Consider the following 24,302-nt stretch of genomic DNA (forward strand, 5'->3'; position numbering starts at 1 on the left):
TAACAAGGGGCCCTTCCTTGCACCTCAGCGGATGTCGTGCGTCTGGAGCCACAGCTCCAGCAGCCCGAGCTGCCAGAGTTTGTTGCTGCCGGCCGCCGACTGCGCCGCCTCCGGGTCGGCGAGCAGCTCCGCCACGTACTCCGGCCGGAACAGGCCGCGCTCCCGCGCCACCGGCGCCCGCAACGCCTCGACGACCAGGTCACGCACCGGGCCGTCCACGTTGCGCAGCGCCGGCACCGGGAAGTAGCCCTTCGGGCGGTCGACCAGCTCGGGGGGCAGCACCTCCCGGGCGACCTCCTTGAGCACCCCCTTGCCGCCCTGCGCCACCTTGTGCTCCGGCGGGCAGGCCGCCGCGAGGGCCACCAGGTCCTGGTCCAGGAACGGGGTCCGCACCTCCAGCCCCCAGGCCATGCTCATGCTGTCGACCCGCTTCACCGGGTCGTCGGGGAGCATCCGGTGGGTGTCCAGGCGCAGCACCGCGTCCAGCGCGGTCTGCGCGCCCGGCGCGGCCAGTTCGGCGGTGAGCAGGTCGCGGCTGGCGTCGTGGTCGCAGGCGTACGCGGGGTCGACCACCCGGGTCAGCTCGGCGTGGTCGCGGTCGAAGAAGGCCGCCGCGAACGCCGCCGCCGCGCCGTCGCGGGGCACCCCGGTGAGGGGCTGGTGGTAGCCGTACCCGGCGAAGACCTCGTCGGCGCCCTGCCCGGACTGCGCCACCTTCACGTGTTTCGCCACCTGCTCGCTCAGCAGGTGGAAGGCCACCACGTCGTGGCTGCCCATCGGCTCGGTCATCGCGGTCACCGTCGCCCGCACCGCCGGCACCAGGTCGTCGTCGGCCAGCCGGATGCGGTGGTGGTCGGTCCGGTACGCGCCGGCCACCAGGTCGGACCAGTGGAACTCGTCGCCGGCCTCGCCGCCCCGGCTGTCGAAGCCGATGCTGAACGTGCGGAGCTGGTCCTGGCCGGCCTCGGCGAGCAGCGCCACGATGAGGCTGGAGTCCAGACCGCCGGAGAGCAGCACCCCGACCGGGACGTCGGCGACCAGCCGCCGCCGTACGGCCGTCCGCAGCGCGCCACCGACGGCGGCCCGCCAGTCCCGGGCGTCCATGCCGGCGTGGGCGCGATCGCGGACGTACTCCGGCTGCCAGTACACCCGCTCCCGGCTGCGCCCGTCCGCCTCGACCACCCGCAGCGTCGCCGGGGGCAGCTTGCGGACGCCGCGCAGGACGGTCCGGGGCGCGGGCACGATCGAGTGCCAGGACAGGTAGTGGTGCAGGGCCACCGGGTCGATGCCCGTGTCGACGTCGCCGCCGCGCAGCAGCGCCGGCAGGGTCGAGGCGAAGCGCAGCCGCCCGGGTGTCTCGGCGAGGTACAGCGGCTTGATGCCGAGCCGGTCGCGGGCCAGTACCAGCCGCCGCCGGGCCCGGTCGACGAGCCCGATGGCGAACATGCCGACCAGGTGGTCGACGAACGCCTCACCCCACTGCGCGTACGCCACCAGGATCACCTCGGTGTCGCTGGTGGAGCGGAAGGTGTGCCCCGCGGCGCGTAGCTCCTCGCGCAGCTCGGGGTAGTTGTAGACGCAGCCGTTGAAGACCAGCGCGAGCCCCAGGTCCTCGCGGACCATCGGCTGGGCGCCGGCGTCGGACAGGTCGATGATGGTGAGCCGGCGGTGCCCGAGGGTCACCCAGCCGTCGCTCCACAGGCCCTCGCCGTCCGGCCCCCGGGACCGCATCGCGTCGGTCATCCGGGCCACCGCCTCCGCGTCGGGTGTCGACCCGTCGAGGCGTACCTCCCCGCCGATGCCGCACACGATCAGCGTCCACCCGTCCGCCGCCGGATCGCCCGCCCGGCGAGCACCGCACCCATCCGCCACCGTCCCGTCGCGCCGGCCGCGGGCCACGTGCGCGGCCCGGTCCCGTCCGCAGGACGGGCGGGTCGGCTACCCGCTGCCGGGGCGACCAAACGGGTCTCAAAACCGTCGCGAAACCCGTCTCATTATTCCGCTCCGGGCCCGTCCAGGTGCCGGTACACCGTCGCCCGCGAGACCCCGAGTGCGGCGGCGATGTCGTCGACCGAGTGGGTGCCGGCGGCGTGCAGCCGGCGGGCGGTGCGGACCTGCTCCGGCCCCATCGACCGGGGGCGTCCCGGCCCGCGCCGCGCGGCGCGGGCGGCGTCCGTCGCCGGTTGCGCGCCGTCCCCGGCCGCCGCGCCGCCGGTGTCACCCAGCAGCCGGCGTACGCCGTCGAGCATGTCGGCGCGCAGGGTCTCCTCGGGTACGTCGGCGAAGAAGACGACCGGGTCGCTGCACATGGCGATCGCCTGCACGGCGCGGACCCGTTCCCGGCGCCCGGCGTCCGGCCCGGCGACGATCTCGTTGGCCCGCATCGCGATCTGCATCAGCCGGTGGTACGTCCGGCCCCGGCTGACCATCGCGATGTCGTGGAACAGCATGCCGAGCGAGCGGCGGTGGGTGAGCATCGTGTCCACCCAGCCGGCGAGCAGCGCCTCCCGGGCCCGGGGGAGCGGCAGCGCGGCGGTGGCGTCCAGCAGCATCTCCAGGTCCACCAGCAACGGCTCGGTCAGCGCGGTGAGCAGGTCCTCCTTGGCGGGGAAGTGGTAGAGGATCGCCGCCTTGGTCAGCCGCAGCCGTTCGGCGATCTGCCGCAGCGAGGTGCGCTGGTAGCCGTGCTGGCTGAACAGGTCCAGCGCGACCCGCAGGATCCGGGTCCGAGTGTCGTCCGGCGCCTCGACGGTCATGCCGCCCAGCGTAGCCGCCGTCCTGACCGCCGGGTTGATCCGGCTGACCGATGGTCAGTACGCTGGGTGCGACGAACCGGCGGCCACAGGAGGTGCCATGCCCGTCATCGCGATCGACGGCCTGGTCAAGAGTTTCGGCGCGGTCCGCGCGCTCGACGGGCTCGACCTGCGGGTCGAGGCGGGGGAGGTGCACGGCTTCCTGGGGCCGAACGGCTCCGGCAAGTCCACCACCATCCGGGTCCTGCTCGGGCTGCTGCGGCGCGACGCCGGCGACGTGCGGGTGCTCGACGCCGACCCCTGGCGCGACGCGGTGACGCTGCACCGGCGGCTCGCGTACGTGCCCGGTGACGTGAACCTGTGGCCCAACCTGTCCGGCGGCGAGGCCATCGACCTCTTCGGCGCGCTGCGCGGCGGGCTGGACCGGCGCCGCCGCGACGAACTGCTGGACCGGTTCGACCTCGACCCGACCAAGAAGTGCCGCGCCTACTCCAAGGGCAACCGGCAGAAGGTCGCGATCGTCGCCGCGTTCGCCTCCGACGTCGAGCTGTACGTCCTCGACGAGCCGACCTCCGGGCTCGACCCGCTCATGGAGGCGGTGTTCCAGGAGGAGGTGCGGCGGCTCACCGACGGCGGCGCCACCGTGCTGCTCTCCAGCCACGTCCTCGCCGAGGTCGAGGCCCTCTGCGACCGGGTGAGCATCATCCGCGCCGGCCGCACCGTCGAGTCCGGCACCCTCACCGAGCTGCGGCACCTCGCCCGCACCACGGTCACCGTCGAGACGGCCCACCCGCTGACCGGGGTGGCGGAGCTGCCCGGCGTCCACGAGGTCCGGCCCGTCGACGGCCGCACCCGCCTCGAGGTGGAGCCGGAGCACCTCGACGAACTGCTGGCGCACCTGGTCCGCTTCGGCGTCCGCGCCCTCACCAGCGCCCCGCCGACCCTCGAGGAGCTGTTCCTGCGGCACTACGACGGCGCGTCCAACGGCCGGGTCCCGACCGGCGCGGAGCGTACCCGGTGAGCGCGTACACCGGCACCGGCCGGCTGGCCCGGCTCGCCCTGCGCCGCGACCGTATCAAGCTGGGCATCTGGGTGCTCGGCACGCCGTTGCTCGGCGTCGGCCTCGCCGGCAGCGTCTCCGGCGTCTACCCGGACGAGCCGTCCCGCATGCAGTACGCCGAGACCGCCGCCACCAGCGTCGTCGCGCGCGCCTTCAACGGGCCGATCGTCGGGGTCGACCTCGGCGCGGTCGTGGTCGCCGAGACGTACATCACCCTCGCCGTCCTCGCCGCGCTGGTCAGCACCTTCGCCGTCGTCCGGCACACCCGGCAGAACGAGGAGACCGGCCGCGCCGAGCTGCTCGGCGCCGCCGTCGTCGGCCGGTACGCGCTGCTCACCGCCGCCCTGCTCGTCGTCGTCGCGGCGAACGTGGCGTCCGGCGTACTCCTCGGACTGGCCTTCGCCGCGACCGGCCTGCCGCTCGCCGGGTCGCTCGCCGCCGCCGGAGCCGTCGCCGGGGTCGGTGTCGCCTTCACCGCCGTCGCCGCCGTCACCGCCCAGCTGTCGGTCACCTCGCGCGGCGCGAACGCGCTCGCCGCCGCCACCGTCGGCGTGGCGTTCCTGCTCCGCGCCACCGGGGACGTCCTCGGCGAGCGGGACGGCCTGCGGGTAGAGAGCGCCTGGCCGTCCTGGCTGTCCCCACTCGGCTGGGGCAACCAGGTCCGGGCGTTCGGCGGGGAACGCTGGTGGGTGCTGGCGTTGCCGGTCGCGCTGCTGGTGGCCGGCGTGGCGGCCGCCTTCGCCCTCGCCGGCCGGCGGGACCTCGGCGCCGGCCTGCTCGCCGCCCGCCGGGGTCCCGCCCGTGCCGCCGCCGGGCTGCTCAGCCCCACCGGCCTGCTCTGGCGGCTGCACCGCGGCGCCCTGCTCGGCTGGGCCGTCGCGGTGGTGATCCTCGGGTTCTCGATGGGGGTCGCCGCCGACGAGGTCAACGACATGATCGCCGAGAACCCCGCCGCCGCCGAGGCGATCGCCGCGCTGGGCGGCGGGACCGACCTCGTCGACGCGTTCCTCGCCGCGATGCTCGGGCTGTTCGCCCTGACCCTCGGCGCGTACGTCGTGCAGGCCCTGCTGCGCACGCGGGCCGACGAGTCCGACGGGATCCTGGAGGCGGTGCTGGCGACCGCCGTCAGCCGGCACCGCTGGCTGCTGACCCAGATCGCCGGCGCGGTGCTCGGTGCGGTGGCGCTGATGCTGCTGGCCGGCGTCTCGACCGGCCTGGGCTACGGGCTGGTGGCCGGCGACGGGCTCGGGCACACCCTGGAGCTGGGCTGGGCGGCACTGCTGCGGCTGCCGGCGCTGCTCGTCGTCGCCGGGGTGGTGACCGCGCTGCTCGGGCTGGCGCCCCGCTGGTCGGTGGCGCTGTCGTGGGCGGTGCTGATGGCGTTCCTGCTGCTCGGACAGCTCGGCGCGGTGCTGGACCTGCCGCAGGCGGTGCTCAACCTGTCCCCGTACACGCACGTGCCGTCGGTGCCGGCGGTGGACCTGTCCGTCCCGCCCCTCGCGGTGCTCACCGGCGTCGGTGCGCTGCTGCTCACCGCCGGCCTGGCCGGCTTCCGCCACCGCGACGTCCCCACCTGAGGTGGAAGGAAGGGCCCCCTGTTAACGCCTGCGGTAGTGAAAGGGGCCCCTGTTAACGCGCGGTCGCGGCTAGCGGCATGCCTCCGGCCGCTCGGTGGCTAGGTCGGGGCGGGTGGGTGCTTGGGGTGGGCGGTCGGGTCGACACCGACGGCCGGGGTGCCGGTGCCTGCGGCGAGGGCGGCGGCCAGGTCCCGGCCGAGGTGCTCGTCGAGGCGGCTCGCCTGGCCGCGCAGCGAGTACCAGGATTCGGCGGCGGCCAGCCACAGCAGCTGCGGCACCAGATCGGTGCAGCGGTCCCGCACCCACCGGGTGCCCTTCACGGCCAACCACGCCAGCTGAGCCGCCCGCGTCGGCGGCGGGTTGCCCGGCCGCGGGTCCGGGCGTCGGTGCACCGGCACGTCCCGCTCCCGCAGCAGATCCACGTACGCGCCGGCGAGCAGGCGGTGCCCCCGCTCGCTCGGGTGCAGCCGGTCGACGCTCCACATGTCCCGCCGGTACGTGTCCGGGTGGGTCGCCGCGTCGAAGTGGACGGTGCCGTACAGCGCTGCCGCGTGGTCGGTGACCGCGTTCACCGCGGCGATCCGTCGCGCCAGGGGCCGGGCCAACCCCGACGGCAACCCGAACATCCGGCCCGGCTCCGGCAGCCGGGCGGTCAGCACCACGGCTCCGGCCCGGCTGAGCGCGCCCACCGTGCCCAGCAGCGCCGCGCTGACCGCCGGCACGTCGAAGTGGGCGCGCAGCGTGTCGTTCACCCCGACGACCACCGCGGCGACCGTCGGGCGCAACGCGAGGGCGGCCGGCAGCTGGTCGCGGAACACGTCGCCGGTGAGCGCGCCGGTGCGGGCGAGATTGTGGAACTCGACCGTGCCGGGTGGCCCCACCGCGTCGGCGAGCAGCGCTGCCCACCCACGCCACGTCCCGTCGGGCATCGGGTCGCCGAGGCCCACGGTGATCGAGTCACCGAGCGCCACGAACCGCACCGGTCTCGGAGCGTCCGGAGTACGCACGCCGGTAGGGTCCATCGCCCAGGCCACCGGCGTCCGACGGGCCGGCGAACACCGACGAAGATCGACGCGAACCCGGGTAGTCGAGGTGTGCGCCAAGATCCAATACGTCTCACCGACTCGACACGCCGGGCCTCCTGCCGCTCAGGCGTATCCGATCTTGCATATCACCGTCGGCCCGGGGCGTGGCTGTCGTCCACAGCTCGCTCTTGTCCACAGATCCGAGGTTGTGGCGGTTGCTCGGCCGAGGTCGGGGCGGCAGGGTTCGGACGCGTGGACGGGCTGCTGCGGGATCTGGTCGAGGCTCACGACGGGGTGGTCACCACTCCGCTGGCTTGACAGGTCGTGCCCGAATGGACGCTGCGGCGGGCATGCGGGTCTGGACAGCTGGTCCGAGTCCTGCCCACGGTGTACGTGGCCGGTGAGCTGGTTTCGAGGCATGACGACAGCCAGCCTTTCATCGGTCGCCTCGTCCCGGCGCTCGGCCGCCGTGCGGCGCTCGCCTGGGCGGACGGGCGCGCCGCCCTGAGCCACTTGACCGCCCTCGACGTGTGGGGCCTGTACCAGCAGGCCCCCGGGGACCTGCTGCACCTGACCACACCGAGCGCATCGGGCCTCCGTAGCCGGCCCGGCATCATCGTGCACCATCGTCAGGGCTTCCGCCTCGATCCTCCGCACGTCCGGATTCGGCACGACCTGCCAGTGACCCGGCTCGAGGCGGCGCTGGTCGACTCGTGGCCGCTGCTGCCGCTCGCCGACCGACACGGACCGGTGATCAGGGCGGTCAACGAGCGGCTCACCACTCCCGACCGGCTGCGCGCCGCGCTCACGCCCCTACCGAGGCTGCCCGGCCGTGCCCCGCTGCGTACCCTGCTCACCCGCCTCGCGGACGGCTGCCGCAGCCCGCTGGAGATCTGGGGACACGAGCACGTCTTCGTCGGCCCCGGCATGCCGAAGCTCCACCGGCAGTTCCGACTGCGGATCGGCCAACGGAGCGTGTACCTCGACCTGTACGCCGAGCACGAGCGGGTCGACATCGAGCTCGACGGTGCCGCCACGCACGGCAACCAGCGGCAGCGCGAGATAGACCTGCGGCGGGACGCTCTGCTCGCCACCGCCGGGATCCTGACCGTCCGGTTCTCGCACCGCCGCCTGGTCCACGAACCCGACAAGGTCCGCCGGGTGACCCTCGCCGTCCTCGCCAGCCGCCGGTGACCGATACGCGCCGGAAGGCACTGGTCACCGGGTCTCGCGGTCGGCGGCCAGCGGTTCCTAGCGGTTCAGGTAGGCGTCTCCCAGGACCGCGTAGAACAAGCCTTGCGAGGTTCCGCTGTCGCGCTCCCTGCCGACGCACCCGATCTGCAACTGGACGGCGCCCTTCAACTGCACGGTCACCTTCTTCGGTGACCCCAGAGAGACATCGACCGGCGGAATCAGATCCTGATTGTCCTCGTTGCGGAAGGACATTCGCCCGATGACGCCCAGTCCGCGCTTCTCGTTGTCGGCGATGCCGATGGTCGCGTCCATCGTTTGATAGCCGGCGACGGACCAGACCGACGCAGACGGAGTCTCACCGCAGTAGACCTTCTTGCTCTGGCTGTACGCCACACCGTCCATGGAGAACGTCCCGCGTGCGCCGTTGTTCTTGATGGCGGGGTACTCGGACAGGTAGAGCGTCGCCGGCAGGTCGGGAGTCGCGGACGTGTCTGGTGTTCCTTCGGTGTCGTCGCTGATGTCGGGGCTGGGAGAGGCTGTTTCCGTCGGTGGGCTCATCGATCCGGTCGTCGGTGGAGCGGCCGGAGTCGACGGGATGGGCGCGGTCGCTACCGGCGACGCGAGCACCTCGGGATCCGAGGTCAAGGGACCGAGCGTGCTGTCCCACAATCGTTCGACCGGCCGCGCGACCGTCGCCAGCAGGATCGTCGCCGCCACGCCGATGATGCCGAGCAGCACGGCGGCGCCGGGGTTCGCCGACCACTTCCGGTGGACGACGACGCAGAGCACCGCCGTCACGATTCCGCCGACCACCAACGTCGCGATAATGGCTACCACCTCGCTCATATCCGGACCTCGGCATTCGCTGAGTGAGTGCAAATAGGACAGTTGTCGAGCGACTATGACCCTGCCGGAGCGTGTTTCATTCACCAACCGACTTGCGGTGGATGTGGGCGACGGACCTGCCGATGATCGGCGACAGTCGTCCATATTCGCCGGCAAGCGGTGTCGTTTACCCGTCACCGCCATTGTGTCGAGGAAGCGATTGTGCTGACAGCTCAGCCGGACTCAGAGGTCGGGTCGCCCGTACCGGGTCCGGCCGGGCGCTCGGCGGTCGGCCGGGTTGCGGGACCGGTCGGCCGCATCGTGTCGCCGGACTGCTGCGGCGGCGCGGGTTTCGCGGTCGGGTCGATCTCGGTGAAGGGTTCGAAGAGGTTCTCCTGGCGGCGCCGTTGGCGGAGGAGGTCGCCCGTCCACTGCGCGGCGGTCCGCTGCTCGGCCATCGTGTGCTTCCGGGCGAGGTTCACCTTCTCGCGCAGGTCCTCGGGCACGTCGGCGCCGGCGAGGTCGTCCAGGATGGCCGCCCACCGCCGGTTGATCCGCTCGGCGTACTGCGCGCGCCGCGTCTGCTCCTCGTACTCGCAGTCCAGGGTGATCAGACGTTCCCAGTACGGCTGGAGGGCCCGCCGGACCCGCTCGTCGAGGCGTACCCACGCCTCGGGCCGGCAGGTCACTGTCCTCCCGCCGCGTTCGAACGACCACGGCTCCTGCCGGCCGAGCACCCGCTGCAACCGTTCCTCCAGCTCGCCCGCCCGGTGCGGCGGGACGGTACGCGCCAGGTCACCGGCGATGCGGGTCAGCCGCTGGGTCGCCTGCGGCATGAAGTAGTGCGCGTACCAGGCCAGCTGCTCCGGCCGCAGGCCCTGGGCCGACCAGGTGAACGCGGCGCGGACGCTGAAGGCGAAGACGTACCCCCGCGCTGGCACGGTGAACGGGCCGGCCGACTCGCGCCGCTCGATCGGCTCCTCGGGTGGGGGTGGGGGCGGGCCCTCCTTCGCCGCCGCGTCCACCTTGCGGGCGACGGAGAGCATCCACCCCCACAGACGTTGTGCAGCCGGCACCAGCCGCGCCGTGAGCCGTTTTGACCTGGGGGCCACCCGTGCCCAGAGCCGCCGGGACGCCCCGACCAGTCGTTTCGTGCGACGCCGGCACATCCTGACCAGTCGCGCCCAGGATCGCCCCGGGCCGGTAGTCGTGCCGGCCGACGCGTGGTCCCGATCCTGGTCGACCTGGACTTGCCGGTCCGGCGGGGTCGCCTCCGCAGGTGGACCCTCGGCCATGTCCCCCTCCCTCGTCCGCGGACCGGACCGCAGCCCGATGGCGGATGGCCGGGGCGCGGTGCGGTCGGTGCCGGGTACGAGGGGGACGCCCGGCAGGTGCGGCAGCGCTGCGTGCTCACGTTAACAAGGTGTCGGCCACCGGACCGGCAGCGGCTCGCGGTCCGGCGACCCGGGGTCGTCGGTCATCCGTGGGACATCCCGGGCTGGCCGAAGCTGGACTGCGGGGTCGGTTCGTTCGACACGACGGCGCCGTTCTGGGTGTCGCGGCTTGCGGTTGCGCCGGTGGGTTGCGGCAGAATGCGTGGGTGAGCCCAGTGAGTCGCAACCGTCGGCGCAACGGCAAGAGGCGATCAGTTCGTGGCGGAGCACCGCTCGCCGTCGTACGGGCGCCGGAGGAGTGCGACTGCCCGTACTGTTCCGGGGCTCAGGGAACGCCGGGGGAGGTCGAGGACCTGCTCCCACAGGCGGTCGGCGCCCTGCAGGATCCGATCGAGGTGGAGATCGCCGCCGCGATGCTGCTGGCGACCGGGGCGGCGATGGGCGATGACTTCGACCGGGCGCTGCTGGACCTGTTCGTGCCGGCGTTCGAGGCGAAGGCCACCCCGGAGGCGCGGGCGATGCTCGCGGCGATCGCGGCAATCGCCCACGGTGAGATCGGTCGAGCGGCGGCGGACGCGGCCGGCCGGCTTGCCGATGCCGGCGTCACCGCACCACCGTGGCTGGCCGACCTGGACGCCCCGGTCACGGTCGAGGACTCCTGTCGCCTGGTCAGTCCGTGGGGAGAGACGTTCCTGCTGGCCGGCAGGTTCCACCGGGCCGGTCGAGCGAACGCCGTCTTCGTCACCGTGGACGACCAGGACTGCGGTGCCGCTGGTCAGGTCCTGTTGATCGACTCCGACCGGTGGGACGAGGCGCGTGAAGGGCTCCTGTCCGACCTGCGCGCCGGCGGTGCCGACGTCACGCAGGAGAAGCTACGGCCGGCGGACTTCCGCCGAGCCGTGGAGGATGCGCTGGACGCGCGCGCCGAACACGACGAGGGCGACCCCGGGGTGCTCGACGACCTCCGCGAGGAGGACGGCCCGGGCTACCAGGCTCTGGCGCTGCTGCTGCGGAGCTGGATCCGGTGGCTGCCGGAGTCCCGGCGTCGCAGGCGGACTCCGCGCCACGACGGCGAGCTGGACGTCGCCTCGATGTCCGCGCTGCTCGAAGTTCTGGCTCCCCGCCGGGGCGGCTTCCCCGTACCGGCCCAGCGCCGGCTCGCCAGCCTGCCCGCGAAGCGCAGGAAGTCCGACGGCCCGGCACCGATCTACCAGATCAAGGTGGGCCTGCGCGGGGCCCGCCCACCGATCTGGCGGCGACTTGAGGTGCCAGCCGACGTCACCCTCGCCCGGCTGCACGAGCTGATCCAGGTTGCCTTCGGTTGGACCGACAGCCATCTGCACGTCTTCGAGACCCGGTACGGCAGCTTCGGCCGTCCCGACGCCGAACTCGGCCACCGCGCTGCCTCCCGGGTCAGCCTGGAGCAGGTCGCCCCCGTTGCCGGGGACAAGCTGCGGTACACGTACGACTTCGGGGACAACTGGGAACACGACATCCTGGTGGAGAAGATCCTCGGCCGGGATGCGTCCGTGGCGTACCCGCGCTGTGTCGGCGGACGGCGGGCCGCGCCTCCGGAGGACTGCGGCGGCGTGTGGGGCTACGCCGACCTGGTGGACGTGCTCGGCGACCCCACGCATCCTGAGCACCGCGACCGGCTGGCCTGGCTGGACCTGGATGAGCCGACCGACTTCGACCCGGCCCGCTTCGACGCGAAGGCGGTGACCGCTGCCCTGCAGCAGCGGCGATAGGCGCGCCGTCAACCCGCAGGCGGCCCGGCCGCTGCCGGGGCTCGCTGCTGCAACGGCCCCCGCAGGACGGGAAGTGCCGGGTTACCAAGGGGCAGTCGGCCGCGCTGCCCAACCTGCTCCACCCGTCGGCATTGCGCGCAGCCGCAAGCACGGCGTCAGTCCGCCGAGCCGGCCGGCACCACCCAGGTTGTCGGCTGACCGGTGATCGCCGTGATCATGTCGAAATCGCCGTCGTAGTGCAGCACAGTGGCGTCGTGGCGCTCGGCGGTGGCGGCGGTCAGGAGGTCCGCCATGGACAAGGCCCCTTTCGGACAGTTCGTCAAGCACGGGGGCTACCGCGGGCTTGGGCCAGCGGGCGAGCGCCGACTTGTCGAGGAAATAGAGTTCCTGGCTCACGCTGCGTCCGACTTGGCCGTGCCCGTTCCGCGCGCGGTGGCGCCGGTTCGGCCGTGCGGCGGAGGCCGGCGAGTTGGACGTAGATCTCGCGCTTGGCGGTCGCCTCGCCGCGCCGGTTGAGGACGTAGCCGGTCAGCCAGATCCAGCCGTGGTACGTCGGTTGGCCGGACACCGAGACGACGCGGAAGGTCAGGGCGCGGTCCCCGGCGAACTGCACCGAGGCGTGACCGTCGACGATCAGCAGATCGCCGGGGGAGGGGCGCGCGGTCACCAGGGGCCGGAGTTCGGCGGACGGCACTCGCGGGCGTGCATGGTCTGCCAGTCGCGCAGCGCCCGCTTGAGCCGGTCGTTCTCCTCGGTGAGCAGGCGGACCTGCCCGTGCAGGTCGGTCGGCTCGTCGGCGACCAGCGCCTGGAACTGGCGTACATCATCGGGGTCGACGCCGCGCCGGCGCGGCGCGAACGCTCGGGTCCGCGCCTCGTGCGGGGTCAGCCGGGCCGGGTGGCCGATCCCGTGGAGGTGGCCACCTCGGTACACCTGGGCCACGTCGATCCTTTCCGGTGCAGCCGGGAGCGAAGGCTCCGTCGGTAGGTGTGGAAGGGCGGGTCGTCCGCACGCCGGCCGCGGACGACCCGCCCGCTCCGCCGCCGCAGCTCGATTCAGCGGTACGACAGCGGAGCAGTCCGATGGGTCGGGACGGGCACGCGCACCCGCCCCGACCAGGGGGATGCCTCTGCTCCTTGTTGCCACGCAAGGGGGAGAGGCGGTCTTCAACTTAGCTGCCCCAGTCACCTCAGTCAAACGATGAGTTGTTGCGAGGTGTCGTTGCGTGATCGAATTGGCATGCCACGCAGGGGGAAGGTCATGCCGATCACCGCCGACTACATCCGCATCGCCGATGAGATCGTCGCCGACATCAGGGCGAAGAAGCTCAAGCCGGGGGACAGGCTGCCCTCGATCACGCAGCTCGCCGCGACGCACAAGGTCAGCCCGTCCACCGTCAAGCAGGTCTACGTGCGGCTGGAGGCCCTGCGGGTGATCTGGCGTCACCAAGGCAAGGGTGTCTTCGTGAACGATCCAAAGCTCTGGATGCGGGAGCCGTGACCTCGAATCTGTCGAACGCCTCGGCCGATCAGCCGGTGGCGAGAAGATCGACGTAGGGGCACGATCATCCCGTGCGGGCTTACGTTGGTGTGACCGACGAGAGGTGGTACCGCTTTCTGGCGGCGCGGCCACATCTGAACGAAATCAACTTCTGGCGACCGTCCGGGGGCGCCTTCCGTGCCTTGACAATTGGTGAACCATTTTTCTTCAAGGCGCACTACCCGCTGAACCGCATCATCGGAGGCGGATTCTTCAGCGGCTTCGCAACACTTCGCATCTCCGAAGCTTGGGAACTGCTTGGCGAAGCCAACGGTGCCGCGACGGTGGCGGACATGCGCAGGAGCGTCGGGCGCTACCGTAAACAGGCGATCGGATCGGACGAGGATCCGGTCATCGGCTGCATCTTCATCCGCGACGTCACCTACTTTCCGGACGAGGCGACCGTGGCGCCGCCACAAGGTCTCGCGTCGAACGTCGTGCAAGGTAAGACGTACGACCTTGCGGATCCTCAGACGCAGGACTACTTCCAGCTACTGATCCACCGTCTCATCGGCACCGCAGTCGACCTTGACCTCAGTGAGCCGTGGCATCGGCCAGGCCCTGTGTACGGTGATCCTCGGTTGGCGCCGCAGCGTCTCGGCCAGCAGGCTTTCAAGGCCGTCGTGCTGGGGGCCTACGGTCGGCGATGCGCTGTCACCGGCAACAAGGTGGCACCGGTGCTACAGGCGGCGCACATCCGTCCGCTGCCGAAGGGCGGTCAACATCGCTTGGACAACGGGCTTCTCCTCAAATCCGACGTGCACACCCTCTTCGACCGCGGCTACCTCGGCGTCGATCCCAGGTACCGGTTGCTAGTCAGCCCTCGCCTTCGCAGCGAGTTCGGCAATGGCGACCAGTTCTACGCCAAGGCCGGAGAACTGATCACCCTTCCGGAGCGTCGCGCCGACCGCCCCAACCGAGAGTTCCTCGAGTGGCACCTTGACACCGTGTTCAAGGCCGCGTGACAACGCGGCGGGGCTGACCTTCGCGGCCCTGCAAAACGGGCTTGCCGTGAACGCCGTCAGGCCCGTACGCCGGGGCGTACGGGCCTGACTGGTGAACGTGACGGTCAGCTCTCCGTCACGGTCGGATCAGAGCTTGCTGAAGTCGATGACGTCGGCCGCGGCCGGCTTCTTGATGTCCGGGAAGGACTTCCCGAACTCGCTGTAAGCCAACTGGCCCTGGTTGTCGGGGCCGACGATGAGCAGCGGGTACGGCTCACCGGTCGTCGCCACGTACAGCGTGCTCCGGTCGGATTCGTCGATGAGGGTGATCGCCGGGCCGGCGTCGATGGTCTTGGCCTCGCCCTTGGTGGCCGTTCCGTCCGGCGCGAGATTCGCGGCATCCTCGGCGATCGTGAAGAGGCTGCCGAAGTTCTTGTCGTCCCGGGCCACCGTGACCCACCGGTCGCCGATCAGCTGGGCCATGCCTTCGCCCCGCGGGCCGCTCTCCTTCCAGAAGGTCTCGTTGGCCTTGAAGTACGGCTGACCGCCGACCAGCAGCAGTTGAATGCGCTGGCCGTTCAGGCCGAGCGTGCCCGCCAGATCCTCGCCCATGACCTTGAGGTCGATGGACAGCGTGCTGCCTCCGTCCTTCCGCTGGCCCTCGACGCGGAACGATCCGGCCTTCTTGAGGGCGGCGTTCGTCTTCCTCAGAATCTCCGCTGCCGTCAGGTCCGCGACGCCGTTGCCGGCCGCGGACGCGGCGTCCGCCGGAGCCGACCAGGTGGCGCCGCCGGTGGTCGGTTCACCGCAGCCGGCGAGCACCATGCCCGTGACGGCCAATGGCACGAGTACGCGTGCCACACGCATGATTCAGCCTCTCTCTCGTCCCCAACCCCCATGATCAGGGGAAACCCCGCAGAGCATAGGCAGCTTCACCGGTCGCGTGGGGTCCGAGCCGACCGCGCAGTGCCGGAGCCGCTCCCGCCGGTCAGTTGGGGTGCGCCGGGGCGTCGAGGATGGCGCTGAAGCGCTCCTCGGCGAGGTCGAGCTGGTCGAGGATGTGCCGCTTCACCGGCGGTGCCAGCGGCGTGTCCGGCCGGGTCACCAGGTCCCGGAGCACCGGCACCAGGGGGCGGTACTTCGCCGCCCAGGTCGGCACCTTCGGCCCGACCGAGTGGATCACGCCGACCCCGTTGTCGGTGAAGTCGGAGACCTTGATGACCCGCGCCCACGGTTCCCGGTCGAGGCTGGCCGCCACGTGCTCCCGGTACTGCTCGTGACGGTCGCGCGTGGGGTCGTACACCGGGTTGGTGACGGCGGCGACGAGGCGCGCGACGCGCGGGCCGAACCGGTCGGCGAGGGTGGCCAGCGCGGCCTCGCGGACGTCGGTGCCGGCGCGGCCGCCGCCCAGGGCGGCCAGGTCGGCCGGGTGGTCCTCGACCGTGTCGTGCAGCAGGCCGGCGACGATGACGTCGACGTCGCGGACCTCGTAGTGGTGCAGCATCCGGATGGCGACCCGCAGCAGGTGGTTGAGGTACGGCTCGCGGACCCGCCGGTCGTCGCGGTGCAGGTGGGCGGCGAGGTCGAGGGCGTCGGTGAGGCGCGCCCGCTCGGCCTCGGCGAAGTCACGGATCTCCAGCCGGAACCGGGCGAGCAGGCCCGGCTCGCCGTGGATCTCGGTGATCGCGTGCATCGGCATCGTGGCGAGGTGCGCGGGGAACTCCATGACCCACTTCTACCCGACCCGCGCCACGGGGCTCAGCGGGGTGGCCGGCCCTGGACGCGGTACGCGTGCGCCTCGTGCCAGACGTGCGGGTAGACGCCCACCTCGAAGTACCGGCGGACCCGGTCGATCGGGGCGCCCGCGTGGTCGTGCCAGAGCCACCAGACGGGCAGGACGGTGAACAGCACGTAGTTGGCGGCGACCAGCGGCAGGTAGAGCGGGCCGAGCAGGCGCGCCTGGAGGATGTGGGTGTCCTCGTGGCGCTGGATGCGCGGGTTGCTGCCGGCGCAGACCGTGCCGAGGGTGGTCGCGTACCGGGGCCACACGCCCTGGACGACGCTGACCCGGCAGGCGTGCCGGCAGCCCGGCGCGTCGAGGGTGTGCCCGGCGGCCAGGTGCAGGGCCAGGTAGACCGCGCCGAGGGCGGTGTTGGGCAGGCTCCACGTGTGGTCGACCAGGAACAGGGCGACGCCGCGCGGCCCACGGGGGTAGACCCCGGTGGCCGCGACCGCCCCGCCGAACACGGCACCCGGGATCAGCCCGGCGACCGCCCCGGCGGACAGCCCGACCGGACCGGCGACCAGCGCGCCCAGCGTGGCGCCCGCGACGACGTGCACGACCGCGCTGACGATTCCGGCGACCATGGCCCGCTCCTCGGATCGGGGACCTGCGTCCATGGTGGCACCGGAACCGGGAGACGTTGTCTGTCGTGTTCTCGGCACCGCGTCCCGGAACCCCACCGTCGGTGGGGCCCGTTACGCTGCCCGGCATGGTTCCGATCTCCTGCGTGCTGCTGGTCGATCCGGGTGGCCGGCTGCTGATGCAGCTGCGCGACGGCGAGGCGCCGTACTACCCGCACACCTGGGGCCTGCCCGGCGGGCACGGTGAGCCGGGGGAGAGCCCCGAGGAGACGGCCCTGCGGGAGCTGCACGAGGAGACCGGGCTGTCCCCGGCCGGTCCGCTCCGGCTCTTCGGCCGGCAGGAGCTGCCGGAGCGGGGCCTGACCAAGCACTACTTCTGCGGCGCCACCCGGGCGCGGCAGGAGGACGTGGTGCTCGGTGAGGGCGCGGCGATCGTGTTCCTCACCGTCGACGAGGTCCGCGACGGCCGCCCGTACACGCCGGGCACCGCCGACATGCTGGCGCGATTCCTCGACTCGACGGCGTACGCCGATCTGGCCGCCGGCGCCGCGGAGCCGGCCGTCTCCTGACCGGCCCGCGGGGGAGCTGGCCCGCCGACCGGCGAAAGTCGCCCGGACCCGAGCCGTATCGGCGACCCGGGCCCTCCGGCGGCGCGCGCCGTCAGCGGGACGCCGGCGGGTGCCAGTCGGCGTACCGGGCCATGTTGCGTAGCGCCACCCGGGCGGGGACCAGCCGCATCAGCGTGTTGCGCACCGCGATCGCGGCGGGGTTGCGCAGCTGCTGGCCGAACCGCCCCATCCCGTACGAGGCGCGGGCGATCGCCTGGCTGCGGGGCCGGCGCTGCCGGTCGTACGCGCGCAGCGCCTCCGGGACCCCGGTGGCCGGCACGCCGGCGCAGACCGCGCCGAGCACCACCGCGTCCTCGATGGCCTGGCCGGCGCCCTGCCCGAGGTTCGGGGTCATCGCGTGCGCGGCGTCGCCGAGCAGCGCCACCCGGCCGCGCACGTACGACGGCAGTGGCGTGGCGAGGTGGTACAGGTCGGTGCGGAGCACCGACTCGGGTGGTGTCGCCGCGAGCAGGGCCGGGATCGGGTCGTGCCAGTCGCCGAACCGGTCCCGTACGGCGGCCAGTTCGTCCGGGACCGTCAGGCCCGGCGGGGCGGTGACCGCCGCGAACCAGTAGATCCGGTCGCCGCCGATCGGCACCATGCCGAACTCGGTGCCGCGACCCCAGCTGATCGCGGTGGGCACCGGCCGGGCGACGGTGGTCACCGCGCGCCAGGCGGTCGTGCCGGCGTACGCCGGCGGAGGCGTCGTGGGCCAGAGCCGGGCGCGGAGGACGCTGCGCAGCCCGTCGGCACCGACCACCAGGTCGGCCCGGAGGCCGGCCGACCCGCGAAGGTACACCTCGCCGGTGTCCGGGTCGACGTCGGTCACCTCGGAGCCGGTGTGCAGGGCGCCGGTGGGCAGGGCGTCGCGCAGGACGCGGTGCAGTTCGGCGCGGTGGATGCCGAGCGCGGTGGTGCCGAGGAGCCGGGTCATCTCGGCGGCGTCCACCCGGGACAGCCACCGCCCGGTCGACGTCCGCAGCCCGCCCGGGGTGTCCGGTACGCCCTGCGACCGGATCGTGTCGCCCAGCCCCAGCGCGTCGAGCGCGCGCAGCGCGTTCGTCATCAGGGTCAGCCCGGCGCCCACCTCGCCCAGTTGGGGGGCGCGTTCGAGGACGCTCACCCGCCAGCCGTGCCGGTGCAGGGCGACCGCCGCGGCGAGCCCGCCGATCCCGCCACCCACCACGACCGCGTGCCGCTCCGTCATGCCGGTCAGCCTTCCACGGCGGCGAGGCGGTGGTCGCGCGGGCTCACGCCCCGGACCCGCCGGAAGGCGGTGCTCAGCGCGAACGGGCTGCCGTAGCCGACCCGGCGGGCCACCGCGCCGAGCGTGGCGTCCGGCTCGCGGAGCAGGTCGGCGGCGAGCGCCAGCCGCCAGCCGGTCAGGTACGTCATCGGCGGCTCGCCGACGAGGTCGGTGAAGCGGCGGGCCAGGGCGGCCCGGGATACGCCCACCTCGGCGGCGAGGGTGGCCACCGTCCAGGGCCGGGCCGGGTCGTTCTGGAGCAGCCGCAGGGCGGGGCCGACGACCGGGTCGGCGGCGGCCACGTACCAGGCGGGTGCCGCGCCGGGACGCGCGAACCAGTGCCGCAGCGCGGCGATCAGCAGCAGGTCGAGCAGCCGGTCGAGGACGGCCGCCTGACCGGGGGCGTCGCGGGTGACCTCGTCGGCGAGCAGCGCTACGAGGGGGCTGCGCCAGTCGTCGCCGTTCACCGTGACCAGTGGCGGCAGGGCGGTGAGCAGCCGCCGGCCCGGCTCGCCGGGCAGCTGGTAGGTGCCGGTCAGCAGCACGGTCGCGCCGGTCGGGCTGGTGCCCCAGGTCCGCACGCCGAGCGCCATGCTCTCGGCGAGGGATTCGCCGTGGATGGTGGTGCACCGCTGCCCGGGGTGGATCACCACCTGCGGCGGGGTGGCTGGGTCGTCGGCCACCAGGTAGCCGTCGGGGCCGCGCAGCACCGCCACGTCGCCGGGGTGCAGCCGGACCGCCGGCCCGTCGTCCGGCACCAGCCAGGCGTCGCCGCGGACCAGAGCCACCACGGTCAGCGGCGCGCGATCCTCGATGCGCAGCGAGAACGGCGGGTCGAGCATCGACCGCAGCAGGAAGGCGCCTCGGGCCCGGGGCCCGTCGAGCAGTCCGGTGAGCGGATCCACCCCCGCACTGTAGACGCCCGCGTATGGCAGCACGATCCTCGACCATTCACCGTCTCGCCGCCGGCGGCTTGACTGTCCACATGACAACGAACCCGACTCTCGTCCTCGGCGGTACCGGCAAGACCGGCCGCCGCGTCGCCCACCGCCTCGCCGACCTCGACGTCCCGGTCCGGCTCGGCTCCCGCGCCGGCACCCCGTCGTTCGACTGGACCGACCCGGCCGGCTGGGACCCGGTCCTCGCCGGTGTCGGGGCGGTCTACCTGACGTACCAGCCGGACCTGGCCGCGCCCGGCGGCGCGGAGGTCGTCGCCGCGTTCGCCCGCCGCGCCGCCGCGCATGATGTCCGCCGGATCGTCCTGCTCTCCGGCCGCGGCGAGCCGGAGGCCGAACACGCCGAGGCGGCCGTGCGGGCCGCCGGGGTGCCCTGCACGGTGCTGCGGGCCAGCTGGTTCCAGCAGAACTTCAGCGAGAGCCACCTGGTCGACCCGGTGCGGGCCGGGGTCGTCGCCCTGCCCGTCGGGGACGTGCCCGAACCGTTCGTCGACGCCGACGACATCGCCGACGTCGCGGTCGCCGCGCTCACCGGGGACGGGCACGCCGGCCAGCTCTACGAGCTCACCGGACCGCGTGCGCTGACCTTCGCCGAGGCGGTCGCCGGGATCGCCGCCGCGACCGGCCGCGACGTCCGCTTCACCACGGTCACCACCGAGGCGTACGCGGCGCGGCTCGCCGCCGAGGGTGTCCCCGGTGCGGTGGCGGGCCTGCTCACGTACCTGTTCACGGAGGTCCTCGACGGCCGCAACGCGCACGTGGCCGACGGCGTCGAACAGGTTCTCGGCCGGCCAGCCCGCGACTTCGCCGGCTACGCGGCCGCGACCGCGGTGACCGGGGTGTGGAAGCCCTGACCGGCCTGCGCCGTTACGCTCGCCGCCGGGGGGGGTGAGGAGGCGGCGATGATCCGGTGGGGTGGGTTCGGAGCGGTGTGAAGGTTCGCTTCACACCGTTCGCTCACCAGCACGTGATCTGGTGTAGCGGGCGCGCATCGTCGGAGTGGCGGCGGGGCCGGCGGTGAACACGAAGTCGTCACCGTCGAGGCGCCGCCCGGTCGTCCGGTCCACGATGACTGGATCGGCCTCGACGCCGGTCTCTCTGTCGACCAGGATCATGCTGCGTTGCGCCGGGTCCAGCCGGGAGTTGCCCCACGCGGCAAGGGCGATGACCACCGGTCGGAGGCTGCGGCCGAGCTCGGTGAGGACGTACTCGTAGCGGTCCGGGCGGGTCTGGTACCGGCGCCGCTCGAGCAGGCCACTCTCGGTAAGGGCCTTGAGCCGGCTGGTCAGGATGCTCGACGAGATCTGCAGGTTGGCCTGGAACTGATCGAAGCGGGTGTAGCCGTCGAAGCAGTCATGAAGGATCAGCAGCGTCCACCACTCACCGACGTGCCCGAGCGCGCTCGACAGCGGGCACTCGCGGTCCTCAAGTCGGATCTTGCCTGCCACGGACATCCCTCCGGCGGGTAGGTGCTAAAGTCGAAGCGACTAACTTCCAGTTCGGAAGCAACTGTACGGCGTCCCCGCGACGTCCGTCGTGCGCTGCAGGAGATCACCCGATGCCCCAGGTCGCATCCGCGCCCGAGATCATCCGTCGGTACTTCGCGCTGGCATCCCAGCCGGACACCGAGGCGTACTTCGCGCTCTTCGCCGACGACGCCGTCGTCGAGGACGAGGGGCGGACGCACATCGGTGTCAACGCCATCCGCGCCTGGCGCGCCGAGGTGCCGCTGGTGACGTACGAGATCACCGACGTCGAGCAGACCCCGGCCGGTGCGGTGGTGACCGCCACGATCAGCGGAGACTTTCCCGGTAGCCCGGTCCCCGGCCTGCGGTTCCGCTTCGAGGATTACGACGACCGGCACATCCGTCGGCTCCGCATCGCGCCCTGATTCGGGGGCCACTCCGCTGTGGTACAACTGCCAGCAAGATAGACCAAAGCGGTTGAAACGGGCGGTCGGATGACGAGTGGGGCGGCTGGGCTGCTGCGACGACCCGGAGAACCACAGGCGACGTTCCTGGAGCTGTTCTTCGACCTGGTGTTCGTTTTCGCGCTCGTGTCGCTCTCACACAAGCTGCTGGAAGATCTGACCTGGAACGGTGCCCTTCAGACACTGGTACTGCTGCTCGCCCTGTGGTTGGTGTGGATCCATACGGCCGGGTTCACGGACAGGTTGGACTCTGAGCACCGGGTGATCCAGGTGCTGGTCGTGGCGACGATGTTCGGCACCCTGGTGATGGCTGCCGCGTTGCCTGAGGCGTTCGGCGAGCAGGGCCTGTTCTTCGCCGGTGCCTACGTCGTCACTCAGGTCGGTCGCACCGCCGTCGTCGTGCTCCTGCTGCGGGGCCACGAGGCGGGGGTCGCTTTCGCGCGGTCACTGTTCTGGTCCGGCGTGTCCGCGGTGCCGTGGATCGCGGGCGCGCTCGTGCCGGGTACGACACGTGAGGTGCTGTGGGTGCTGGCGGTGGCGGCGGAGGCCATCGCCCTCGCACTCGGCGTCCCCACGCCGCGGCTGGGGCGTGCGTACATGCGGGTAGCCGAATATGCGATCTCCGGCGCGCATCAGGCCGAACGCTACCGGCAGATCTTCATCATCGCGCTCGGCGAACCCATCCTGGTCACGGGGCTGGCCCTGAGTCGCAGCAGCCTCGAGTTCGACCGGGTTGCCGCGGGCGTGGTCGCGTTCGCCACTACGGCGTTGCTGTGGTGGATCTACATCCACCGTGCTGGCGCGCTGTTGGCGCAGGCGCTCGCCGCCGCTTCCGATCCGGTCCGCGCCCTCATCTGGTCGCTGTACGCCCACCTGACGATGATCGCGGGCATCGTGGCCATCGCCGTCGGCGTCGAGCTTGTCATCGAGCACCCGTTCGGACATGCACAGCCGGCCTGGATCGCCGTCATGCTCGCCGGGCCCGCACTGTTTCTTGCCGGCCGGGGCATGTTCGAGTACGGGGTGTTCGGCCGAGTGTCCCGATCTCGCGTGATCGGGGTGCTCCTGCTGGCGGCGATCGCACCGGCCGTGACCCTCCTGCCGCCGATGGCCGTCGCCATCGCGCCGGTCCTTGTCCTGGCCGGGATCGCCGTAGCCGATGCGATCCGCGCCCGAGGGCGCCCGCCCGAGGCGCCGTCACCACCGCACTAGCCAACCGGGCGTGTCGCGGGATCGGTTTCCCGCCGACGATGAGTGCCGGCGCCGGATCTTCTGGTTTGGGCCGCCAGTGCCGGGACCACCGGGCTCCGGGGAGGGCCGGCGGTCTCACCGGCGTCGGCGTGCCGAGGTCCAGCCCTGCCGGTGCAGCCGTTCGATGCCGTCCAGCAGCAGGTCCAGGGCGAACTCGAACTCGAACTGGTCGTCGCAACCCGACCCGACGACGGACGCGCCGTCGTGGGACGCCGCCCCGGCGATCTCCGCGAGGTGCGGGAACCGGGCCGCGATCTCCGGCGGCAGGGCCGCCGGCGGGTCCGGGTTGGTCGTGCCGGACCGGCCGGCGTCGCGGGCGGCGTCGAACAGCTCCTGGCTGAAGCCCAGGATCCGGCTGCCCATCGCGTGCATCACGTGGTGCGCGAGGTCGGCGGAGAAGCCGCCGGCCCGGAACGTCCCGACCATCGAGTCGAGGTAGGCCAGGATGGCCGGCGTCGCCATGTTCCGCGACTCGATGGCGAGCGGCGCCCAGGGGTGGCGCCGTAGCGCCTGCCGCGCCGAGAGGATGCGCCGGCGGACGGTGTGCTTCCAGTCGGTGTCGGGCACGAGCGGGTCGATCTCGCCGACGACCACGTCGATCATGCCGTCGAGCAGTTCGTCCTTGTTGGCCACGTGCTTGTAGAGGGCCATCGGCACGACGCCCAGCTCCTGTGCGAGGTTGCGCATGCTGAGGGACTCGATCCCGGCCTCGTCGGCGAGCGCGACGGCGGCGTGCAGGATCCGGTCCCGGCTCAGCGGCGTCCGGCGCAGCGTCTCAGCCTGCTCAGCCATCTCGTTCCTCGTCTCCCGTCGGCGGTTGAACACTAATCCCCTTGACGGGTGTACGGCGTACACCTACCGTGTCTGATGGAAGGTGTACGCCGTACACCAGGGGAGGGGAGACATGAAGGCGATCGTCCAGGACCGGTACGGCCCGCCGGAGACGCTCACGCTCGCGGACGTCGACGTGCCGGTGCCGGCCGCCGACGAGGTGCTCGTGCGGGTGGAGGCCGCCGCGCTCAACGCGTACGACTGGCACGTCATGCGTGGCGATCCGCGGCTGGCGCGGTTGGCGCTGGGCCGGTCACGGCCCCGGGCGCGCGTCCGTGGCCGGGACTTCGCCGGCCGGGTCGAGGCCGTGGGAACCGACGTTCGGGACGTGCGCCCGGACGATGCCGTCTTCGGCGACCTCGGAGATGCCAACGGCGCGTTCGCCGAGTACGTCCGGGTACCCGCGACTCTGTTGGCGGCGAGGCCGGCGAACCTGACGCCGCAGCAGGCGGCCGCCCTGCCGCTGGCCGGCACCACCGCGCTCCTGGGCCTGCGCGACGTCGGGCAGGTCGGGCCGGGCCACCGCGTTCTCATCAACGGCGCCTCCGGCGGCGTCGGCACCCTCGCCGTCCAACTGGCCAAGGTGCTCGGCGCGACCGTGACCGGGGTGTGCAGCACCCGCAACGTCGACCTGGTCCGCTCCCTCGGCGCCGACCACGTCGTCGACTACACCCGCGACGACTTCACCCGCGACACCCGCCGCCACGACGTCGTGTTCGACCTGGTCGGCAACCGCTCACTCACGGCGCTCCGGCGGGCGCTGACCCCGACCGGGGCGCTGGTGCTCTCCGGCGGTGGCGTGTACCGCGGCGGCAGCCTCGTCGGACCGATCGGGCTCATCATGCGCGGGCGGCTGCTGGCACCCTTCGTCCGGCAGCGGATCGGCATCCTGACGACGGCACCCGGCCGGCAGCATCTCGACACGCTCCGCGCTTACGCCGAAGCCGGCCGCCTCACCCCGGTCATCGACCGGACCTATCCGCTCCACGAGGTGCCCGAGGCCCTCCGCTACCTCGAAGGTGAGCACGCGCGGGCGAAGGTGGTCATCACCGTCTGA

25 protein-coding genes and 1 pseudogene are annotated in these 24,302 nt (G+C 72.5%); 11 read left to right on the forward strand and 15 right to left on the reverse strand.

The window, feature by feature from the left end; translation table 11 throughout:
• Positions 1–24: 24 nt before the first annotated feature.
• On the reverse strand, positions 25–1,809 hold the full coding sequence (locus ACN26Y_RS20400; RefSeq protein ID WP_422734957.1) for an N-acetylglutaminylglutamine amidotransferase: 1,785 nt from the start codon (positions 1,807–1,809) through the stop codon (positions 25–27).
• Positions 1,810–1,994: 185 nt separating this feature from the next.
• On the reverse strand, positions 1,995–2,756 hold the full coding sequence (locus ACN26Y_RS20405; RefSeq protein WP_155331821.1) for a TetR family transcriptional regulator: 762 nt from the start codon (positions 2,754–2,756) through the stop codon (positions 1,995–1,997).
• Between the two features lie 97 nt (positions 2,757–2,853).
• Between ACN26Y_RS20405 and ACN26Y_RS20410 the strand changes: the two genes are divergently transcribed.
• Both ACN26Y_RS20410 and ACN26Y_RS20415 read left to right on the forward strand, forming a co-directional pair.
• Entirely contained in the window at positions 2,854–3,774 is a 921-nt protein-coding gene (locus ACN26Y_RS20410) for an ABC transporter ATP-binding protein (RefSeq protein ID WP_155331822.1), read from the forward strand.
• Positions 3,771–5,390, forward strand: coding sequence for an ABC transporter permease (locus ACN26Y_RS20415; RefSeq protein WP_422733289.1), 1,620 nt, complete (start codon positions 3,771–3,773; stop codon positions 5,388–5,390). Before ACN26Y_RS20410 ends, ACN26Y_RS20415 begins: the two co-directional genes overlap by 4 nt.
• Before the next feature lie 98 nt (positions 5,391–5,488).
• Here the strand turns inward: ACN26Y_RS20415 and ACN26Y_RS20420 are convergent, their stop codons facing one another.
• Positions 5,489–6,397 (reverse strand): SGNH/GDSL hydrolase family protein, encoded by a 909-nt coding sequence (locus tag ACN26Y_RS20420; protein ID WP_366602381.1) that lies wholly within the window; start codon positions 6,395–6,397, stop codon positions 5,489–5,491.
• Positions 6,398–6,928: 531 nt separating this feature from the next.
• Here ACN26Y_RS20420 and ACN26Y_RS20425 point away from each other — a divergent pair.
• Positions 6,929–7,609 (forward strand): DUF559 domain-containing protein, encoded by a 681-nt coding sequence (locus ACN26Y_RS20425; RefSeq protein WP_422733290.1) that lies wholly within the window; start codon positions 6,929–6,931, stop codon positions 7,607–7,609.
• 57 nt (positions 7,610–7,666) lie between these two features.
• Here ACN26Y_RS20425 and ACN26Y_RS20430 read toward each other — a convergent pair whose 3' ends face one another.
• Together ACN26Y_RS20430 and ACN26Y_RS20435 are read right to left on the reverse strand one after the other, a co-directional pair.
• The gene (locus ACN26Y_RS20430) at positions 7,667–8,455 is read right to left on the reverse strand and encodes a hypothetical protein (protein WP_422733291.1); all 789 of its coding nucleotides are present in this window, start codon (positions 8,453–8,455) and stop codon (positions 7,667–7,669) included.
• A gap of 383 nt (positions 8,456–8,838) precedes the next feature.
• Positions 8,839–9,729: pseudogene (locus tag ACN26Y_RS20435) on the reverse strand (hypothetical protein); the annotation flags it as partial.
• Between the two features lie 314 nt (positions 9,730–10,043).
• On the opposite strand from ACN26Y_RS20435, the gene ACN26Y_RS20440 reads away from it, so the two are divergent.
• Entirely contained in the window at positions 10,044–11,576 is a 1,533-nt protein-coding gene (locus ACN26Y_RS20440) for a plasmid pRiA4b ORF-3 family protein (protein ID WP_155331826.1), read from the forward strand.
• 155 nt (positions 11,577–11,731) lie between these two features.
• Here the strand turns inward: ACN26Y_RS20440 and ACN26Y_RS20445 are convergent, their stop codons facing one another.
• Genes ACN26Y_RS20445 through ACN26Y_RS20455 form a run of 3 tightly spaced genes read right to left on the reverse strand, consistent with a single transcriptional unit; the run spans position 11,732 to position 12,518 of the window.
• A complete protein-coding gene (locus ACN26Y_RS20445; protein WP_422733293.1) occupies positions 11,732–11,869 on the reverse strand; it encodes a hypothetical protein in 138 nt (45 codons plus the stop codon).
• 26 nt (positions 11,870–11,895) lie between these two features.
• Entirely contained in the window at positions 11,896–12,243 is a 348-nt protein-coding gene (locus tag ACN26Y_RS20450) for a hypothetical protein (protein ID WP_422733295.1), read from the reverse strand.
• Positions 12,240–12,518, reverse strand: a complete 279-nt coding sequence (locus tag ACN26Y_RS20455; RefSeq protein WP_422733296.1) for a cell division protein DivIVA — start codon at positions 12,516–12,518, stop codon at positions 12,240–12,242. Before ACN26Y_RS20455 ends, ACN26Y_RS20450 begins: the two co-directional genes overlap by 4 nt.
• 318 nt (positions 12,519–12,836) lie before the next feature.
• On the opposite strand from ACN26Y_RS20455, the gene ACN26Y_RS20460 reads away from it, so the two are divergent.
• Together ACN26Y_RS20460 and ACN26Y_RS20465 are read left to right on the forward strand one after the other, a co-directional pair.
• Positions 12,837–13,076 (forward strand): winged helix-turn-helix domain-containing protein, encoded by a 240-nt coding sequence (locus ACN26Y_RS20460; protein WP_366602369.1) that lies wholly within the window; start codon positions 12,837–12,839, stop codon positions 13,074–13,076.
• A gap of 71 nt (positions 13,077–13,147) precedes the next feature.
• Positions 13,148–14,080, forward strand: coding sequence for an HNH endonuclease (locus ACN26Y_RS20465; protein ID WP_422733297.1), 933 nt, complete (start codon positions 13,148–13,150; stop codon positions 14,078–14,080).
• Between the two features lie 126 nt (positions 14,081–14,206).
• Here the strand turns inward: ACN26Y_RS20465 and ACN26Y_RS20470 are convergent, their stop codons facing one another.
• The 3 genes from ACN26Y_RS20470 to ACN26Y_RS20480 all read right to left on the reverse strand — a co-directional run bounded on the left by ACN26Y_RS20470 (position 14,207) and on the right by ACN26Y_RS20480 (position 16,426).
• Positions 14,207–14,926 (reverse strand): hypothetical protein, encoded by a 720-nt coding sequence (locus tag ACN26Y_RS20470; RefSeq protein ID WP_155331848.1) that lies wholly within the window; start codon positions 14,924–14,926, stop codon positions 14,207–14,209.
• Positions 14,927–15,047: 121 nt separating this feature from the next.
• Positions 15,048–15,785, reverse strand: a complete 738-nt coding sequence (locus tag ACN26Y_RS20475) for an HD domain-containing protein (protein ID WP_155331849.1) — start codon at positions 15,783–15,785, stop codon at positions 15,048–15,050.
• Positions 15,786–15,817: 32 nt separating this feature from the next.
• A complete protein-coding gene (locus ACN26Y_RS20480; RefSeq protein WP_422733298.1) occupies positions 15,818–16,426 on the reverse strand; it encodes a glycine zipper family protein in 609 nt (202 codons plus the stop codon).
• Positions 16,427–16,551: 125 nt separating this feature from the next.
• Between ACN26Y_RS20480 and ACN26Y_RS20485 the strand changes: the two genes are divergently transcribed.
• The gene (locus ACN26Y_RS20485; protein ID WP_422733299.1) at positions 16,552–16,992 is read left to right on the forward strand and encodes an NUDIX domain-containing protein; all 441 of its coding nucleotides are present in this window, start codon (positions 16,552–16,554) and stop codon (positions 16,990–16,992) included.
• 91 nt (positions 16,993–17,083) lie between these two features.
• Here ACN26Y_RS20485 and ACN26Y_RS20490 read toward each other — a convergent pair whose 3' ends face one another.
• Positions 17,084–18,238, reverse strand: coding sequence for an FAD-dependent monooxygenase (locus ACN26Y_RS20490; RefSeq protein ID WP_422733300.1), 1,155 nt, complete (start codon positions 18,236–18,238; stop codon positions 17,084–17,086).
• Between the two features lie 5 nt (positions 18,239–18,243).
• A complete protein-coding gene (locus ACN26Y_RS20495) occupies positions 18,244–19,182 on the reverse strand; it encodes an AraC family transcriptional regulator (RefSeq protein ID WP_422733301.1) in 939 nt (312 codons plus the stop codon).
• Positions 19,183–19,262: 80 nt separating this feature from the next.
• On the opposite strand from ACN26Y_RS20495, the gene ACN26Y_RS20500 reads away from it, so the two are divergent.
• Positions 19,263–20,087 carry an NmrA family NAD(P)-binding protein gene (locus ACN26Y_RS20500; RefSeq protein WP_422733302.1) on the forward strand — a complete coding sequence of 275 codons (825 nt, stop codon included), beginning with the start codon at positions 19,263–19,265 and terminating at the stop codon, positions 20,085–20,087.
• A 90-nt stretch (positions 20,088–20,177) separates the two neighbouring features.
• On the opposite strand, the gene ACN26Y_RS20505 is transcribed toward ACN26Y_RS20500, so the two are convergent.
• Positions 20,178–20,681, reverse strand: a complete 504-nt coding sequence (locus tag ACN26Y_RS20505; RefSeq protein ID WP_155331854.1) for a winged helix-turn-helix transcriptional regulator — start codon at positions 20,679–20,681, stop codon at positions 20,178–20,180.
• Between the two features lie 110 nt (positions 20,682–20,791).
• Here ACN26Y_RS20505 and ACN26Y_RS20510 point away from each other — a divergent pair, with 110 nt between their 5' ends.
• Positions 20,792–21,124 (forward strand): nuclear transport factor 2 family protein, encoded by a 333-nt coding sequence (locus ACN26Y_RS20510; RefSeq protein WP_422733303.1) that lies wholly within the window; start codon positions 20,792–20,794, stop codon positions 21,122–21,124.
• A gap of 69 nt (positions 21,125–21,193) precedes the next feature.
• Entirely contained in the window at positions 21,194–22,375 is a 1,182-nt protein-coding gene (locus tag ACN26Y_RS20515) for a low temperature requirement protein A (protein WP_422733304.1), read from the forward strand.
• A 114-nt stretch (positions 22,376–22,489) separates the two neighbouring features.
• Here the strand turns inward: ACN26Y_RS20515 and ACN26Y_RS20520 are convergent, their stop codons facing one another.
• Positions 22,490–23,206 (reverse strand): TetR/AcrR family transcriptional regulator, encoded by a 717-nt coding sequence (locus tag ACN26Y_RS20520; RefSeq protein WP_155331857.1) that lies wholly within the window; start codon positions 23,204–23,206, stop codon positions 22,490–22,492.
• 112 nt (positions 23,207–23,318) lie between these two features.
• Here ACN26Y_RS20520 and ACN26Y_RS20525 point away from each other — a divergent pair, with 112 nt between their 5' ends.
• The gene (locus tag ACN26Y_RS20525) at positions 23,319–24,302 is read left to right on the forward strand and encodes an NAD(P)-dependent alcohol dehydrogenase (protein ID WP_155331858.1); all 984 of its coding nucleotides are present in this window, start codon (positions 23,319–23,321) and stop codon (positions 24,300–24,302) included.

Origin of the sequence: Micromonospora sp. WMMD558, from assembly GCF_049315255.1 — a bacterium.
GTDB lineage: Bacteria > Actinomycetota > Actinomycetes > Mycobacteriales > Micromonosporaceae > Micromonospora.

Coding starts and splice junctions, on each gene's coding strand:
- ACN26Y_RS20405 (WP_155331821.1), bottom strand. CDS start 2,756: ATGACCGTCGAGGCGCCGGACGACACTCGGACCCGGATCCTGCGGGTC.
- ACN26Y_RS20410 (WP_155331822.1), top strand. CDS start 2,854: ATGCCCGTCATCGCGATCGACGGCCTGGTCAAGAGTTTCGGCGCGGTC.
- ACN26Y_RS20430 (WP_422733291.1), bottom strand. CDS start 8,455: ATGAGCGAGGTGGTAGCCATTATCGCGACGTTGGTGGTCGGCGGAATC.
- ACN26Y_RS20445 (WP_422733293.1), bottom strand. CDS start 11,869: ATGGCGGACCTCCTGACCGCCGCCACCGCCGAGCGCCACGACGCCACT.
- ACN26Y_RS20460 (WP_366602369.1), top strand. CDS start 12,837: ATGCCGATCACCGCCGACTACATCCGCATCGCCGATGAGATCGTCGCC.
- ACN26Y_RS20470 (WP_155331848.1), bottom strand. CDS start 14,926: ATGCGTGTGGCACGCGTACTCGTGCCATTGGCCGTCACGGGCATGGTG.
- ACN26Y_RS20475 (WP_155331849.1), bottom strand. CDS start 15,785: ATGGAGTTCCCCGCGCACCTCGCCACGATGCCGATGCACGCGATCACC.
- ACN26Y_RS20480 (WP_422733298.1), bottom strand. CDS start 16,426: ATGGTCGCCGGAATCGTCAGCGCGGTCGTGCACGTCGTCGCGGGCGCC.
- ACN26Y_RS20485 (WP_422733299.1), top strand. CDS start 16,552: ATGGTTCCGATCTCCTGCGTGCTGCTGGTCGATCCGGGTGGCCGGCTG.
- ACN26Y_RS20490 (WP_422733300.1), bottom strand. CDS start 18,238: ATGACGGAGCGGCACGCGGTCGTGGTGGGTGGCGGGATCGGCGGGCTC.
- ACN26Y_RS20500 (WP_422733302.1), top strand. CDS start 19,263: ATGACAACGAACCCGACTCTCGTCCTCGGCGGTACCGGCAAGACCGGC.
- ACN26Y_RS20510 (WP_422733303.1), top strand. CDS start 20,792: ATGCCCCAGGTCGCATCCGCGCCCGAGATCATCCGTCGGTACTTCGCG.
- ACN26Y_RS20515 (WP_422733304.1), top strand. CDS start 21,194: ATGACGAGTGGGGCGGCTGGGCTGCTGCGACGACCCGGAGAACCACAG.
- ACN26Y_RS20520 (WP_155331857.1), bottom strand. CDS start 23,206: ATGGCTGAGCAGGCTGAGACGCTGCGCCGGACGCCGCTGAGCCGGGAC.
- ACN26Y_RS20525 (WP_155331858.1), top strand. CDS start 23,319: ATGAAGGCGATCGTCCAGGACCGGTACGGCCCGCCGGAGACGCTCACG.